13 protein-coding genes are annotated in these 15918 nt (G+C 47.7%); 7 read left to right on the top strand and 6 right to left on the bottom strand.

All coding sequences use genetic code 11. The features are described from left to right. Positions 1–7: 7 nt before the first annotated feature. Positions 8–1117, bottom strand: a complete 1110-nt coding sequence (locus MHN31_RS01315) for an alanine racemase (RefSeq protein WP_239443238.1) — start codon at positions 1115–1117, stop codon at positions 8–10. A 287-nt stretch (positions 1118–1404) separates the two neighbouring features. Here MHN31_RS01315 and MHN31_RS01310 point away from each other — a divergent pair, with 287 nt between their 5' ends. Then, entirely contained in the window at positions 1405–2025 is a 621-nt protein-coding gene (locus tag MHN31_RS01310) for a class I SAM-dependent methyltransferase (RefSeq protein WP_125557338.1), read from the top strand. On the opposite strand, the gene nudB is transcribed toward MHN31_RS01310, so the two are convergent. Beyond that, the gene (nudB, locus tag MHN31_RS01305; RefSeq protein WP_138538000.1) at positions 2012–2452 is read right to left on the bottom strand and encodes a dihydroneopterin triphosphate diphosphatase; all 441 of its coding nucleotides are present in this window, start codon (positions 2450–2452) and stop codon (positions 2012–2014) included. The genes MHN31_RS01310 and nudB overlap by 14 nt on opposite strands. Before the next feature lie 540 nt (positions 2453–2992). Between nudB and MHN31_RS01300 the strand changes: the two genes are divergently transcribed. From MHN31_RS01300 to MHN31_RS01275, 6 genes are all read left to right on the top strand, one after another. Then, a complete protein-coding gene (locus tag MHN31_RS01300) occupies positions 2993–4027 on the top strand; it encodes a tetratricopeptide repeat protein (RefSeq protein WP_125557334.1) in 1035 nt (344 codons plus the stop codon). Between the two features lie 158 nt (positions 4028–4185). Then, a complete protein-coding gene (locus MHN31_RS01295; RefSeq protein WP_239443237.1) occupies positions 4186–6054 on the top strand; it encodes a M6 family metalloprotease domain-containing protein in 1869 nt (622 codons plus the stop codon). 254 nt (positions 6055–6308) lie between these two features. After that, on the top strand, positions 6309–8894 hold the full coding sequence (locus tag MHN31_RS01290; protein WP_239443236.1) for a TonB-dependent receptor: 2586 nt from the start codon (positions 6309–6311) through the stop codon (positions 8892–8894). A 98-nt stretch (positions 8895–8992) separates the two neighbouring features. Further along, positions 8993–9814, top strand: a complete 822-nt coding sequence (locus MHN31_RS01285) for a transporter substrate-binding domain-containing protein (RefSeq protein WP_239443235.1) — start codon at positions 8993–8995, stop codon at positions 9812–9814. A gap of 27 nt (positions 9815–9841) precedes the next feature. Next, positions 9842–11506, top strand: coding sequence for a methyl-accepting chemotaxis protein (locus MHN31_RS01280; protein ID WP_239443234.1), 1665 nt, complete (start codon positions 9842–9844; stop codon positions 11504–11506). 49 nt (positions 11507–11555) lie between these two features. Then, positions 11556–12773, top strand: a complete 1218-nt coding sequence (locus MHN31_RS01275) for an Nramp family divalent metal transporter (protein WP_239443233.1) — start codon at positions 11556–11558, stop codon at positions 12771–12773. A gap of 78 nt (positions 12774–12851) precedes the next feature. Here MHN31_RS01275 and MHN31_RS01270 read toward each other — a convergent pair whose 3' ends face one another. From MHN31_RS01270 to MHN31_RS01255, 4 genes are all read right to left on the bottom strand, one after another. After that, positions 12852–13085: a hypothetical protein gene (locus tag MHN31_RS01270; RefSeq protein ID WP_239443232.1), complete on the bottom strand. Its 234-nt coding sequence runs from the start codon at positions 13083–13085 to the stop codon at positions 12852–12854. 135 nt (positions 13086–13220) lie between these two features. Then, a complete protein-coding gene (locus tag MHN31_RS01265) occupies positions 13221–15071 on the bottom strand; it encodes a peptidase S41 (RefSeq protein ID WP_239443231.1) in 1851 nt (616 codons plus the stop codon). Between the two features lie 224 nt (positions 15072–15295). After that, positions 15296–15520, bottom strand: coding sequence for an acyl-CoA thioester hydrolase/BAAT C-terminal domain-containing protein (locus tag MHN31_RS01260; RefSeq protein WP_239443230.1), 225 nt, complete (start codon positions 15518–15520; stop codon positions 15296–15298). Positions 15521–15551: 31 nt separating this feature from the next. Continuing rightward, on the bottom strand, positions 15552–15806 hold the full coding sequence (locus MHN31_RS01255) for a RebB family R body protein (RefSeq protein ID WP_239443229.1): 255 nt from the start codon (positions 15804–15806) through the stop codon (positions 15552–15554). Between the last annotated feature and the right edge of the window lie 112 nt (positions 15807–15918).

Raw genomic sequence — 15918 nt, 5'->3', positions numbered from 1 at the left:
TGGACCATTACCAGCCAGAGAAGCGTGGCCAGTAGTCCACTTCATCATCACAGATGACGTGATAGCCCTGGTGTTGAGCAGCGGTAGCACAGGCATGATTGGGCAAAATACGTAATAAAGTACCGATTGCAAAGTGGCTAGTGTCGAGTGTATCTGGAAGCGCCACAATGCCGTGCTCCTGGTTAACACTAGTGATGCACAGCCCGGGCAAAACGTCGCCCTCACTATTACATACCAGTCCGTAACCGCATGGCTGCGATGCAAGCCCCAAATCGCGCGACAGTGCCATCCATCCAGCGTCGAGGATCAACCAGTTTTTTTCGCGATTGTGGCCTATCACCCGGGTGAGAACACTCAATGCAATGTCTTGCGGTTGACACACGCCTAGTCCTGCCATGACCAGGTCCATACTGGCATATACCCCGGCGCGTACTTCTGTTATGTGCTCAAATCCGTCTCCCAGTAAAGCCGTTGGTGTGGAACCGACGCTGACGACGGAGCAGTCTATTTGTTGCGAGCGCAGTGTGTCGGCCGCAATTTGGACAGCATGTTGCTCCTGTTGCGCCATAGCACGAATTTCATCCAAACTCTGGCAGTCATAAGAACCTCCCGCATGAGTCAGAAGGCCTGTAAACAGCCCGGATGAGTCCAGGATTTTGGCAATTGCAATCAGTTGCGGATCCCTGGGTTTGACACCGGCGCGTTTGCCATCGCAATCTACTTCAATAAGGCAACTGAGCTGACAGTCATTTTCGAGGCAAAAGGCATGGATAAATTGTGCCTGCTCAAAACTGTCCAGAAGAATATGTAAAGTGACTCCCTGGTTTTGTATGTCCAAAACTTCCACAAGTTTATGTTCACTGATCCCCACTGCATAGGTAATGTCTTTAAAACCAGCCTGGGCGAATTGCCTCGCTTCTTGGAGAGTCGACACTGTGCAAGGAGCTGATTGATCCGCCAACATATGGCGCGCAACATCTACTGACTTTAGGGTTTTGAGGTGCGGTCGCAATGTAACTTCAAACTGTGACAAATGTTTATTGAGCCGTTCAATGTTGTTTAGCAGCTTCTTTTTTTCCAGTAACAAACAGGGGGTGTGTAAAGCATTGAGTGACATAAAAACTCCTTGTGTAATGGATCACTGACGCAAACTACTTCGGCTTATAAAGGGACTAATCCCTGCATGTTTTCAGATGTTCTGGACCCAGGTTACTTGTATTGGTAAACACTGTGTATTTACACTGAGGTGTGGCAACCAATGTATACGCATTTGTCCCTAAATCAAAGTGTTAATCATCACTGAATCTCAGCCATGTTTAACCAAATTGTCATAATTATGCCTTGATTATTGTCTATGATGGTTTTGAATCAGGAACAAATGACATTGGTTGGAGCGTAGCAACTATGCCTATGCAATATTATGAAGACAACGCATTACAATTAGCGAAATTGTACCAGTCTTACCGCTTTGAACTGCTGCATGCTTCATGGCTAAAATTTGTTACCCCTTTAATGGAAGAATCGGGTCTAAAGTTTTTGGATATCGGCGCCGGGGCTGGCAGAGACGCAAAGTTTTTTGCTGAACAGGCGGAGCAGGCTGAGGTAGTGGCAGTAGAGCCCGTGTGTTCGTTAAACCGCCTGGGGCAGGCCTACACACGAGATATGCCGATCAGCTGGTACCAGGATGAGCTGCCTTGTTTGTATAAAGTTCGCAAGAACCACCAGAGTTTTGATGTGATTTTGGTGAGCTCGGTATTCAACTATTTGCAGTCCAGTTCAGGTCAGCAAGCAATGCTGACCTTACGCAATTTACTAAGCCCCGAAGGGCTACTGGTGATCAAGCTTCGTCATTGTAGTGATGAAGAAGCACTCAACTTACGTGGAATGCAAAACTGCTCTGTGGATTATTTGTTAGATATTGCACAAAAAGCGGAGTTAGCTTGTCTCGAAGTCACCGAGCCTGAAGAGGATGCACAAGGTCGGGCATCTGTCACCTGGCAAACCCTCCTATTTAAGCCAGTTTAATAGACAAAATTTCCTGGCTGTTGCTGCTTGACCAGGCTTGCTCAGCAGCACGTTGCTGGGTGAGCCAGCGATAAGCCAGGTGTTCCCCAGGTGCGAGCTGCACGTCACAGTTTGCCGGCACGCAGATACTAAATACATACTCAGTGTTAATATTCGCACCCGCTATATACCTATGCCGCCATTGCTCTCTGATGGTGTATTGATTGCATTTTTGATGGTCCTGAATACTCAGCCCAAGTGCTTTGGCGTTAATACCGGTCTCTTCTAGTAGTTCTCTATATGCGGTTTCAATGGGCGCTTCTCCGGGGTCAATTCCACCCGTAACGGATTGCCAGAAATCAGGGTCATCGGCACGTTGCAACAGTAAGAATTCATTGTGGCTGTTATAAATGATGACGAGTACGGAGTGGGGGTGTCTGAGTGTCATGGTATTAGTCATGCTGTTTTTAGCAAATTTACCCAAATACAAGCCATGTTGGCAAGTAAAATGGGCCGGGAGCAAAGCAAAAAAAAAGGCAGGAAATGTCCTGCCTAACCTCCAATAGCAACAAAAACTGTGCCAGGAAATACCCAATAAACCAACATCCTTGTTGGTAAGCTCTACTTCTCGGGAGTTCAATTGGAATGACTTGTGTGATGAGTCATGCCCTAAGGAACACCCACATGCTATCGCAGTGTTTTCCAAATGTAAACAAGAAAATGAGAATTCTCATATTAATATTTTTATATTTGTGTTTTATGCCTATTTTTTACCAGTAAAATTAGTTGCTTCTTTTCTTGTTTCTCTACTGGGTTCAAATGTAAAACGCAAACGTTGTTAACATATATTGTTTTTTTGTATTGGTTTTTTGTGGCTTATTTGAGCGGATTGCATTAATGCTGACCAATCTGCCTGGAAATTGTTCTCTGGTATATTAATTGTATCTGTACCATGCTTAACCAGAATGTAATTAGGTGTCACTGACTTATGCTTACAAGCTTGTTGTTTTCCGCCGCTGTCGCTTTAAGTCCAGCGGAGCTGTTTAAAACGCTTAACCAGTTGAAAGAGTTGAACGATAAAAACCCGGCTCAGGCGGTTGCACTGTTTCATCAGGCGCAGGATAAATTGCCGACGGAGCCAAGCAAAGGCCTGTTACAGGTTTACCTCGCCGGGCTTGAATCGGGCGTTCGGGCCCACGACTATGATGCGGTGTCTGATATTATCGCGCAGTTGAGCCGGAACTCGTGGCAGGCATACTTACAGGGAGAGCATATTCATGTTATTGGTTCAGTCGCGATTTATCATCGTCGCATGCATGATTACGAGTATGCTGAGCAGTTAAACAAATGCGCGCTGAATTATGTTGCCGACGAGAAACAATATGCACGTATAGCCAATAACCTGGCAGTGGTTTATCGATTTACAGGACAACACAAGAAGGCAACCGACATACTCAAAGAAGCAATGATGCTCTCGGATGATAGAGAGATAATTGCCAATATTAAAAACAATCTGGGTAATCTTTACTTTGACAGCAGCAGCTATCGAAATGCCCAGCTGATGTATATTCGCGCCTTTTTATTCCACTCTGAGACGGAGCAATTTGGCCATGCGGCCGGTACCGGCCTGAATTTGCTGAATACTCAAATCCATTTACGAGACTGGGGCGGCTTTTTGCGTTTTAAGGCATCGGTTGCTGTTCAGGTAAATGCCAGTGGCCAGACGGTATTCAGTGACTTTTATCAATGGCAATTGGCTGTATTTGATACAGTGGTTGAAAAGCGGCAGTTGCAAGCGACTACGCAAGAAAAGCTGATTGCTTCCATGCCAACCCTGATAGGCTCAGAGTTGACTCCGTCGGTCGATCTATACGTTCAGCTGCTTAACAATATGCCCATTAGTGAAGCCTGGCGAAAGGCAAAAGCAAAGCAACAACCTACGCAGATCAATAAGCCCGATGGCGGACGCATTGTGATAAAGCGGTGGTGTAATCGAGGTGCCAGCTCTACAACTCAGAGCTAGGGTTAGATGGGAGCAGTGTCACTTTGTGTGTCTGTTGATGAGATAGTAACGAAAATTTAAATTTGATCAGTTGTAAATTTGCGGTTAATAATTAAGTTCCTATTTTCATATCTCTGCTGATATGAAAAAGGAATACTCACATGTAAAGGAACTTAATTATGAAAACACTACAATCATTGTTTGCCTTTGGTGCATTGGGCGTTGCTGCACTTGCCCAGGCAGCAATACCCTATAACAATACACCTTACGAATTCACTCAGCCTGACGGTCAGGTGATTAGCTTGTTTCTGCAAGGTAATGATTATTATGCAGAGCAAAGGACCGCAGATGGCCGTTTGGTGGTCTACGATGAAACGTTAAAAGGGATGGCTTATGCAAAGGTCAGTAATGACGGCACTGAGCTGGTATCTACCGGAATACTGGTTGGCAGTCAGAGTAACATATCGGCAAAAACAGTCAGTGAGTCTCAGGCTGGACTGACGGATGCCGCCAGAGCAGCGCAGGTTGAGAAAATGCGCGCACGTATGCTCGGAAGCCATGAGGCGTTTCACACTTCGATGCTTGAGACTCAAAGTGTTGAGGAGATCAGTGGCCAGGTAAAAGGGTTGACGATTATCATCGATTTTCCGGATGAGCGGGGAACGATTTCAAAAGCTCAGGTCGAGCGCTTTTTGAATGATCTTAATTATAACGAGTTTGGTAATGCGCAGTCGGTCCGTGGCTACTTTCGCTCAGTATCCGGCAATAAACTGGATTACACGAATACAGTCACTCAGTATTACACGGCAAAAAAGAACAAAGCATATTATGCCGATTCCAGCCTCAGCTCAACGGTGCGTTCTCAGGAGCTCATCAATGAGGCATTACAATGGCTGGAGTATCAGCAGGGATTTGATTTCTCTCAGTTAACGACAAACAGTAGTAAACAGATCCGTGGCCTCAATATATTTTATGCCGGTAACTCAGACAGTGCCTGGTCTAAAGGGTTATGGCCGCATATGGCGAGGCTTAGCCCACGTTTTTGCGCTGATGGGGTATGCTCCGATCGCTATCAAATCACAGATATGCGCGCCAGTCTGGCAATTGGTACGTTTGTCCACGAGTCTGGGCACCTGATCACTAACTGGCCTGATCTTTATGACTACGATGGCAGCTCCGAGGGCTCTGTCGCCAGTTTTGGTGTGATGGGCTACGGCGCGATCGGGACAACGAATCGTTACAAGCCGACGCCTCCGGTGGCACATTTTCGAGCTATTGCTGGCTGGGACACAGTCACAGAGCTAAACCCGGCCATTAACGCGAATGCACCATCAGGCCGATTAAGCCATACCTCGCACAGCGGTACTTCATATAAATGGACCAACCCGGCAAACAGCAATGAAGCCTTTTATATCGAAGCCATCCATAAGTCAGGTCAGAATTCTGAGCAACTCGATCAGGGCTTAGCTGTCTGGCACGTCGACAGTCGTGGCAGCAATTCCAATGAGTGGTATCCGTATATTCAGATGGAACATGGCGATGGTAATCGGGACCCGGAATACAAGCGCAATCGCGGTGACGGGAGCGATTTGTTCGATGTGGCCGGAGAGTTTACCCATGCTTTACCTAACTCTCAAACGTCTCGCGGTACCAATGCATTGTGGTGGAATGGCAGCGATTCGGGGCTCAGAATTACCAACATTTCAGATCCGGCACAAACCATCTCTTTTACCATTGAATCTGAGGCTCAGCCAGATCCGGACACCTATACCGGGACTCTGAGCGACAAGCAAAGTGTGATAGAGCCAAATGGCAGCTGGTTTCAGTATGGCGGTGGCACCATTGCGCTGACCCTGAGCGGACCAGCAAGTGCTGACTTCGATTTGAAAATAGAAAAGTGGCTGAGTGGCAGATGGCAACAGGTGGCCATATCCGAGACACCAACGTCTACTGAGTCCATCAACTACACTGCCTCATCGGGTTATTATCGATTTATTGTGTATTCCTACTCTGGCGCTGGCAGTTATACGTTGCGTGTGAGTAAATAAACACAGGTTGTGAGCTTGTCCGGGCTGCTGGCTTGGGCAAGCTGTTAAGCTTTGGCTATAACAGGCAAAAAAAGTCGCCAGTTTTGCCATGGCTTTGAAATCTGCGACTATTATTAAAACAGCAATATTAAATGCTGTTGGAGTTGTACTCCAGGGACACATAGCACTGAGAAGTTTACCGTCAGAGACAATAAGGTGAAATCATGTGCAACTCCTCGCTCAGAGTCCAATCCGTGCTATTGCGGACTCTGCCTATGCTACTCTGTCCAGTGTTGGCTGTCGCTGAAACGCAGACCAACACACCTGTTAAAGATCAAAGTGCCATTGAAACGATTGCAGTAACAGGAACGCGGATCAAGCGCTCTATACAATCTGACAGCGCTTCTCCGATATCGAGCACGGAACTGAGTGACCTGACCGATATCGGCGCGAACAACATCAGAGACCTGATTGAAGTTTTACCCTTTAATGCCGGGTCTCAAAACAATTCAGACAACTTGTCGCAGAACTTCACGGTGGGGACCTCAAACGTCAACCTTCGGGGCTTGGGGGTCTCATCAACTTTGGTACTACTCAATGGGATCCGGCAAGTTACGTCAGCGGTAGTGACCGATCAGGGCGCCAGTTTTGTTGATACTGCCTCCTTGGTCCCGACGCTGGCGATTAAACGGGTCGAAATATTAAAAGATGGGGCTTCTGCCATTTATGGATCGGATGCGGTCGCGGGGGTAGTCAACTTTATTACCCGGGATGACCTCGAAGGCACTGAGCTACAATACGAGTACCGAACCCGCTGGAGCGATGGCGATCAGGATGACACCAAAATTGATTTTGCCCATGGCGGATATGTCGGTGATACCGGGCATATGTTATTTGCGGTCAGTTTTCTGGAGCGCTCAAGCTTGTTGCTTGATGAGGTCGACTGGCTACAGCCGGCAACCAGTAGCTTTGGTAACCCGGGCAGCTTTGTTATTCCGTCGATGGCTGATGAAAATAACCCCAATGGCTTAACGGTTGCGGATCCAAATTGTGTGGCCAATGGGGGAATATTCTCCGAAGGGAGTAATGGCAACTCATTCTGTCTGTTTGATTTCGGTCCGCAAATCACAGCGGTCCCAAATGAAGACCGACTACAGGCTTATGCCCGGGCTACCTGGGACTGGAGCGATACGACACGTTTGTGGGCTGAATTTGGTTATGCCAGAAACAAAATTACCCGCGAGGTTTCACCGAGCTTTCCGGTGTTGAATGCGCCCAGTGTGCTTGCCAGTCATCCGGATAACCCCTATGGCGAAGATATCTTCTTTCGCGGCCGCCCCTATGGCGTAGGCAAACCAACCGAAATTAACTACTACGATCACACGACGACTCGGTTTGCATTTGGCGGTGATGGTGAGTTAACTGAAGGGGTATATTGGCAGTTCTCGTTTGTTGCAGCAGCGAATGACGCCATACTGAACCCCAGAGATGTCATTACCGATAATTTTCAAGCTGCTTTGCATGGCTTTGGGGGGATAAAATGCAGCGGCACCACCGCCGCTGAGGCTGGACAAGGGGAGTGTTATTACTTTAACCCCTTTGACCCTCAGGACCCTGATAATGAACTGCTGAGAGACTTCATTATCGGTGACTACCTGGGCGATGCCGAGTCTGAAATGCGTGTTTACGAAGCCGTGATAACGGGAGAGTCCTTGTTTGAAGTCGGGGGGGGAGATGTTGGGTATGCACTCGGCCTTCAGTACCGGGATGAGTCCATCAATAATGTCTATGATTCCTTTACCCAGCAAGACAGCTTTGCCTTTTTGATTGGTAATCAGAATTTTTACGGTGAGCGTGATGTGAAAGCCTTGTTTGCTGAGGTATTGGTGCCCCTGACCCTGGATTTGGAAATTGGTGCGGCGGTGCGTTATGAGGATTACGGTGAGTTTGGTGGCGATACGACCAATCCAAAAGTGTCTTTCCTCTGGCTTGCGAATGACTTGTTTTCGTTCCGGGGTACCTACAGTACATCTTTCAGAGCCCCATCTGTTCACCAGTTACAGGGAGTGCAGACCAACTTTGCCAACATCACAGATCCGGAGGATGGCTCTACAACCTTTGGTGGTAACCGAACTGTGGGCGACCCGGATCTGGTGCCGGAAACCTCACAAGCCGTTAATCTGGGTTTATCTTTCTCTTTGGACGAGCTTTCTGTTGATTTAGATTACTGGGACTTTTCTTTTGAAGATGTGCTTACTCGTGAAAGCCATCAGGCCGTGGTGAATGCGAATCCTAATGATCCGACTCGGGTGATCCGTACGTCAGCGGGCACCATTTCAATCGTGAATACCAAGTTTATTAATGCAGAAGCGATTGATACCTCCGGGCTGGACATCAGCGCAACGACCATTTATCGCACGGATCTTGGTGATTTCAGGCCACAACTGAAGGCCTCTTATCTGTTGAGCTACGATTTAATGGACGCATCCGGCAACACCAGTGATGGACTGGGTAAACTCAACCGTAATACGGTCGGCAATCCGGCGCCGCGGTTACGTGGCAGCATAGGTATGAACTGGTCTGACGGAGAGCACAGTGCAAATATCTATCTTCGTCATGTTGCCAGCTATGAAAATGACGTAAGTGGTGAATCTATCAGCTCTTTCAACACCATTGATCTGCAATATAGTGTCAATCTTGGTGAAGTGGTCAGAGAGGACTCAGAAACTCGCCTCATTGCAGGCATAGTCAATGCGACCGACGAAGATCCGCCTTTTGTGGCCATTGCCGGCAGTTATGACCCCAGGACGGGCGATCCGCGTGGACGCCGGGCCTATATAAAAATCCAGCTGAGCTTTTGATTGATGGCTAACTGTGTGCAGGTGCCGCAACGCGTACTGAATGTCAGGTTTGCTTGCCAGGCTATGTGGCATATAGCCAGGCAAAGAGTCGTGCCTCTATGATTATACGCAGGCTGTTTCATGTTCTGATAGTGCTCTGTTTATTGGGGGCCAGTGTGCCCGAAGAGCGGGTGATCAAGCTGGTCACGCTGGAATATCCACCTTATGAATTCCAGGGAAAAAATGGCCCCAGTGGCATCGCCGTGGAATTAGTGCGCGAGGTTTTCAGGCGCATGGAGCAGCCCTACACAATTGAAATTCTGCCCTGGGGCAGAGCGATTAGAGAAGTTGAGATTGGGCGCTATGATGGCATTTTCACCATTTACAAAACCCCACAGAGACTGACCTTTTTGGATTATGCGGACGAACTCCTGATAGAACAATCAATTGCCTTGTTTACGTTGAGAAAAAACAACATTCACTTCGATGGCCGGCTTAACTCATTGGCACCTTATCGAATAGCGGTGATGCACAAAGTGAGCTACGGCTCCGAAATTGACACTGCGCTAAAAAGGGGGGTGTTTGAGAACGTGGTTACAACGGATACAGGCAAAAAGAGTTTTGAGTTGCTCCTTGCGGACCGCGTTGAAGTGGTCGTGATAAACAGATTGGGGGCGCTCGAAATCATTAAACAGCTGGGGATTGAAGACTTGGTTGCAGAGGTGCCGAGCTACCGATATGAGATACCCAGTTATATTGCGTTTTCTAAAACGCGCACGCTGGATAAAACCAGGCTGGAAGTAGAGCAAACATTGCGAGATATAAAAAAGGACGGTACATACGACAAAATATTGCAAGAGTACCTGAAGCACTACAACAAGGAACAGTCCATTTACGATACGTCACCACAAACAGGTAAAGCAGTTGAAGAGCGTTCTTAAACCAGCGCAATAAAGAGGCTCAGTCACATGAAACTCAAAATAAAATCCAGATTGATCTTGTTGTCACTGATCCCTGTGATCATCATTTCATCGGTTGTGACCTTAATCACGTATCTGGAAGCCAAAAAGCTCAATGAAGTGCAGGTCGACCTGAGCCGAAAAGAGATGATGCGGATGAAACGCGTTGAGCTAAAAGCCTATCTGGAAATTGCCAAAACAGTCCTGACGCCACTCATGCAGGGAGACCACGCTGAGTCAGAAGCCATTGCATTGCTTAAGAATATTAAGTTCAGCGGGACCGGCTATCTATTTGGTTTTAAGCCCGACGGAACGCGTGTAATGCAGGGCGACAGCGATCAGGGTATTGGTAAAAACTTCATTGACTTGCAGGATAAACGAGGTAATTACCTGGTACGGGACATCATTACATCGGCGCAATCGGGAGATGGGTATTCGGTCTACTATTTTCCAAAGCTGGGTCAGACCGAGCCACTACCTAAGCTGGCCTACAGCATTTATATCGCTAAATGGGATCTGATTGTGGGCACCGGCTTTTACACGGACGATGTAGATGCGCTGGTTAAGTCAATGCGAGACGAAAACGAAGTACGGCTTTATGAGAGCATCGCGAATATACTGGTGTTTACTTTAGTGGTGTCTGTCGGGGTTGCCGGATTAGGGTTGATGATCAGTAAAAGCATCACTGTACCTTTGTCTAAATTTGAAGACACCATTCACATTTATGCCGCCAGAGATGCCGATTTAACTGTGCGGATCCCGGATTTTACCGTGCCTGAATTTGATAGTCTGAGTCGGGATTTTAATATCTTTCTGGGGCAGCTCCATGAACTCATCAAGAAGGTGGCTAAGCTTACCAATGAAGTAGTGGATGAAACGCGTCAAATCTCCACAGCGTCGGGCGACATCAATTCAATATTACTGCGCCAGCAAACGGAAACCGAGCTGATAGCCACGGCAATGACTCAGTTGACGGCGTCTGCGGAGGAAATCTCCCGCAATGCCAATGAGGCCGCGAACTCGGCTAAAAATGCCGACAGTAGCGCCAATGATACCCGGCATTCTGTCGATGAAGCCATGAACTCGGTGAATACACTGGCCGAAAAACTGGATGAGGCCAGTAGCGTGATCTCAAAGTTGGAAGGGGATGTCCAGGGGATCTCCGGGTCATTATCCATCATCCAGGAAATAGCTGAACAAACCAACCTGTTAGCGTTGAATGCAGCCATAGAGGCAGCACGCGCAGGGGAACAGGGTCGAGGGTTTGCTGTGGTGGCCGACGAAGTCAGAGAGCTGGCTACCCGGACGCAAAAAAGTGCATCTCAGATTCTGGGCGTGATCAACACACTAACAGACGGCTCAAAAGATGCGGTACGCGCAATGGAGTCGAGCAAAAGTTACAGTGCGACCACCGTTGATAAAGCAGCTTCAGCATCTGAGTCGCTCAAACAGATAGTGCAATTTATTAATGAAATCCTCAGTGTCAATGAGCATATCGCTGATGCAACCAAGGAGCAAAACATCGTTGACAAGGAAGTATCAGAGCGCACTGACTCTATTTCACAGCACAGTAAAGAGTCGGTGTCGATTGGTACTGAGAATTTAGCTGTCAGTACTAATCTGAGTGAAAAGGCAGGCGAGCTGGCTGCTATCGTTAATCGCTTTAAGATCTGAAATGAGGGAGCGCAGCGGATGTCAATGTACCTGTTAGGAAAGTGAAATCATGCTAAAGAAACTTAAAAACCTGGGGCCTGGCGTGATTGTGACCGCCGCCTTTATAGGTCCTGGCACGATCACCGCGTGTACGTTAGCCGGCGCTCAGTTTGGTTATGCTTTGTTATGGGCGTTGGTTTTTGCAACTCTGGCAACCATCATTTTGCAGGAGATGTCAGCCCGCGCCGGGATAGTAACACAGCAGGGGCTGGGGGCCGTGATCCATCAATCGCTGGCCGACTCAATTTGGAAGTGGCCATTGTTTATCTTAATCATTGTGGCCATTTGTGTTGGAAATGCAGCGTATGAGGCGGGTAATTTAGTAGGTGCTGCGCTGGGTATTGAGGCGATCACGACGCCGGGCAAGTGGGTCTTTCGTGGCTCTATTATTGCATTGACGGCGGTTGGTGCCGTGATTTTAATTCTCGGCACTTACAAACAAATAGAGCGCATCTTGATCACGCTGGTGGCAATTATGGCACTGGCTTTTGTGGTCACCTTTTTCCTGGTTGACCCAGATTTAACGGCGCTGCTAAAGGGCATGGCAACCCCTCAATTACCGGAGGGGTCTTTGCTGACAGTGATAGCGCTGATAGGCACAACTGTGGTGCCTTACAACCTGTTTTTACATGCGTCGGCAGCTAAGGCGCATTGGACAAATCCCGAGAATATCCCACAAGCGCGTGCAGATACTGCCATTTCCATTGGTCTGGGTGGGCTTATCGCCATTCTGGTGACCTCTACGGCAGCGGCGAGTATCTTTACCCTCGGTTTGAGTGTTAATAATGCCGTTGATATGGCCAAAGTGTTTGAGCCGCTGTTTGGCAGTTTGTCTAAATACCTGTTGGGCATTGGCTTGTTTGCTGCGGGATTGAGCAGTGTTATCACGGCACCACTGGCAACCAGTTACGTGGTCACCGAGTTGCTGCAATTGAACACCGAAGTAGACATGCGGGCCTTTCGCTTGATCAGCGTTACTGTGATAGTGATTGGTGCCGTTTTATCTATGGCCAATATTAAACCCATAGAGATCATTCTGTTGGCTCAGTTTGCCAACGGCCTGTTATTGCCAATTATCGCCGGTTTTTTGCTGTATGTTATGAACAACAAACGGATGCTAGGGAAATACGCAAATACTACGGTTTCGAATATTCTGGGCTTTTCTGTGCTGCTCTTTACCGCCATGCTGGGTATTCGTTTGATAGCAAAATCTCTGGGGTGGATTTGACACGGCAAAAGCACCAGGCAGGGAAATGAAAAGCTGAAGCGTTTTAGTCGCCTCAGCTTACTTAATATAGTGATGAGATTAACCCGGGTTACCTGTGCCTTTGATTTTTCTTGAATGAAATATCGCCAGGCCAATATACACGCAGGTTGCATAGATATTGATAAAAGGGATTAAAGCAACGAGCACTGCAACGGCTTTGCTGTATTGATATTTATGGGCAATCAGCAAGTTTACTCCCAGACACAGGATAAACTGTAGCGCAAGCACTGTGGGGGCTAACGGAAGATCTCCATTTCTCAGCATGTCTAACATAATGTAAGTCCTTTTATTTTCTGCTCTTCCAGCTCAGGTTAGTACACATTTTTTTGTAGATAAAGTGTAACCCTTGACTTTTTGGAGTCAGGCCCAGTCAAAGTGCTTAGCGTACAGACTATTGCGGTCGCAGCTTTATTCAAGCTGCGCTTTTAAGTATTTCACAGCTTCTGCCAGTTGGTTATCTTGATGTTTTCTGACGCTTTCAATCGTCCTGGGTACCCATATATCAATCTCGACGCCTGCGTTGATCAAGGGGTCACCATTGAGTCGGTTTGCAAGCATACTGGTGAAGACAAAAATATTATCCCGAGACAAGTCATTCGAGAAGTTAAAGAAATCCGCTTTAAAGATTTCTCCGTTGATCCCTGATGTGGCTTCACCCAGGACTTTTATTCCGCCAGCGCGGGCAAACACAAGTGCATGTTCATTCTGGCTTTGGCTTTCCCTTGAGGCCAGCGCAATTGCCGGAATATTCAGTGCGTCCTGTGCTACGCGGATCGTCTGTGGCAGGGTTTGTACCTGCACGTCAGTTTGATTGGGGGCGCCTTGCCAGTAGTGGGCAAGCGTGTTGTTAACGGCATCCCTTTCAATAAACCAGCTGAGTACACCCTGCCAGCCTCGCCAACTGGTTGGGTAGTAGCGCATATCCAGTACAACGGCTTTGGCATCTGCCAACTGCGACTTGAGTGAGTTAAGCGCTTGTTGCTCAACATTATATACGTTAATACGATAAATGTTGTCGCCTAAAGGTTCCAGCACGTCTGGGCTGTGGGGCACATATCTGAGGCCGTTAAATTTGAGAGCGCTCTCCCTCTTTAGCGGGGTAACCGTTTGTCGGATCACGCGCTCGTCTGACTTTTTAATCTCGTAGCGAACGGGTGTCGCTGAGGTTTTGTAAAAGTGCATGCGTGCAACCCGGTTAACCCCTTGCAGCTGGTTGGAAAATGATTGAGCAGCGCGGTTTTGCAGATAAGTCTGCACGGGTTCACCGTCAATGGAGGTTATTTCATCGCCTATCTCGATATCCGACGGATTGTTTTGCTCCGTGCGCGTGACAATGGCTTTCCCTTCAACCATTGCGATGAAAAAGGGCATGTAATAGCCAAACGGGGACAACTCGGGGTTTGGTAAGGCAATATTGAGGTGGTTGTCATTGAGCTTGGTAAATTCGGTATAAATGCGGGTGTTTCGTTGCGTAAGGTCCGATTCAGTACAGGCATTCAAGAGCGGCTTAAGGCTTTGCGCCCAGTTGAGTTCAATCTGGTGAAAATAAGGCCAAAAGTGCTGGATCATGGCCCACATACCAGAGACGGTCGCCATGCATATTTCCGGCTGTTCAAAGTTTTCTGTTAGTTGCCAGCGGCCGACCTGAGAAAACGTATCGCCCGTTAACTGAGTTTGTGTAGGCAGGTACAAAGGTACATAAACTCTTTGCTGGCCATAATCCAATGTCGCATATCGGTTGCTGGGTAAGTACGACTCATTACTGAGTGAACCGTAGTTACCTGAGCGCAGATCTCTTTCATATAAACGCTGAGAAAAAGGCGCATTTTGTTGCCAGGCCATGACTTGGGTTTGTTGCTCTAGTGTGGGCAAGTGGTCTTGTTGTGTTGTGACATAGGGCGCGATTTGTCTTAGTAACTCTATGCCCTTGTCTAAGCGCGCCGCTTCTTCTGTCTGGCTTAACTCGACAATACTTTCGGCAATAAAGAGTGGCCAGTCTGATGCGCTTACTTCTTCAGAGGGATAAAAGTACTGTACTGAATGGGCCAGCGTGACAAAGTGTTCTACGTCATCAATCAGTGCGTCATTAAATGTGACATAGGGACGCGCCTGGGGAGAGTCTGGCAAGCGGTTATTATCCGGCGGAGACACTGGGCTTGAACCCGGAGATTGGGTGTTCTCATTACCTTTGTTACCCCCACTGCCGCCACAGGCCGTCAAACACAAACTTATGCATATAAAAAGCAACTGATTTCGCATCACACATTTCCCTTTTTTATCATTATTAGGTACGAAACTAGCGTTAATTTGTTCAGCTGTAAACCCCACAGGCAGGGGGGAATCTATGTGCTTGTTTAAATGAAAAGGGAGTTTTGGACAGGAAAGGTTGCGCTAATGGCTGATAACCTCCTTCAGCGGACTGGCCTGAAAAGCCAATTAGTTATGATATATGGAGCTGTGCGAAGGCTAATTGTAAAGCCCGGCTACTGACACTGGTTAACCAGCGTTTTGGTTAGAAACTGATTGACCTGGTTTTGGGTCTCACGGTTAAAACTGTAGTGGCCACCGGGTAGTGCTATGTGTTGATATGGATGAGAGAATTGAGCCTGTTCGAGCGACTCGGTAATTTTGTTTGCCATCGCGTGAGACGGCCAAATCTCATCTTGTTCAGCTGAGACCAGGAGAATTGGCCCGTTGGTTGTTTCCACCGGGGTCCTGATGCTGAACCACACAGTTATATTAGCTGAATATCCTGCTAGTGCCTACTGCTGTCGTAGCTGTATCTATGCCATACAACATGTCCACCCCCCGTGCAACAGGCGTTTTGGAGAATCTTTGTGAAAGCGTAGCCTGATGTGCAGCATTGGCTAATGCCTGGCTTGTCGCTAGCATAAAGTTGCCGGTCGCGACGGCCGGACTATCTCCTAGTACATTGGTATTAACCTGAGAGACGGAATCTGTGATCTGACTGTTTACTGCGGTAGGAAATGCCATGAGCTTACTCCTTGTCTGGGTTATAAGTGCCTCATTATTATGGTTCAGTCTTAACTTCTGTACGATTACACCCTATTACAGCTATGTTTATCAGCTAGTTGCGCAAACATCA

Source organism: Pseudoalteromonas sp. McH1-42, assembly GCF_022347845.1.
GTDB classification, from domain to species: Bacteria; Pseudomonadota; Gammaproteobacteria; order Enterobacterales; family Alteromonadaceae; genus Pseudoalteromonas; species Pseudoalteromonas rubra_D.
The sequence above is the reverse complement of the archived record's forward strand: the minus strand, read 5'-3'. Positions and strand labels throughout refer to the sequence as shown.

What these genes read in the sequence shown, in the direction of transcription:
- MHN31_RS01315 (WP_239443238.1), bottom strand. Translation starts at nt 1,117, where the DNA reads ATGTCACTCAATGCTTTACACACCCCCTGTTTGTTACTGGAAAAAAAG.
- MHN31_RS01310 (WP_125557338.1), top strand. Translation starts at nt 1,405, where the DNA reads ATGCCTATGCAATATTATGAAGACAACGCATTACAATTAGCGAAATTG.
- nudB (WP_138538000.1), bottom strand. Translation starts at nt 2,452, where the DNA reads ATGACACTCAGACACCCCCACTCCGTACTCGTCATCATTTATAACAGC.
- MHN31_RS01300 (WP_125557334.1), top strand. Translation starts at nt 2,993, where the DNA reads ATGCTTACAAGCTTGTTGTTTTCCGCCGCTGTCGCTTTAAGTCCAGCG.
- MHN31_RS01295 (WP_239443237.1), top strand. Translation starts at nt 4,186, where the DNA reads ATGAAAACACTACAATCATTGTTTGCCTTTGGTGCATTGGGCGTTGCT.
- MHN31_RS01290 (WP_239443236.1), top strand. Translation starts at nt 6,309, where the DNA reads ATGCTACTCTGTCCAGTGTTGGCTGTCGCTGAAACGCAGACCAACACA.
- MHN31_RS01285 (WP_239443235.1), top strand. Translation starts at nt 8,993, where the DNA reads ATGATTATACGCAGGCTGTTTCATGTTCTGATAGTGCTCTGTTTATTG.
- MHN31_RS01280 (WP_239443234.1), top strand. Translation starts at nt 9,842, where the DNA reads ATGAAACTCAAAATAAAATCCAGATTGATCTTGTTGTCACTGATCCCT.
- MHN31_RS01275 (WP_239443233.1), top strand. Translation starts at nt 11,556, where the DNA reads ATGCTAAAGAAACTTAAAAACCTGGGGCCTGGCGTGATTGTGACCGCC.
- MHN31_RS01270 (WP_239443232.1), bottom strand. Translation starts at nt 13,085, where the DNA reads ATGTTAGACATGCTGAGAAATGGAGATCTTCCGTTAGCCCCCACAGTG.
- MHN31_RS01265 (WP_239443231.1), bottom strand. Translation starts at nt 15,071, where the DNA reads ATGCGAAATCAGTTGCTTTTTATATGCATAAGTTTGTGTTTGACGGCC.
- MHN31_RS01255 (WP_239443229.1), bottom strand. Translation starts at nt 15,806, where the DNA reads ATGGCATTTCCTACCGCAGTAAACAGTCAGATCACAGATTCCGTCTCT.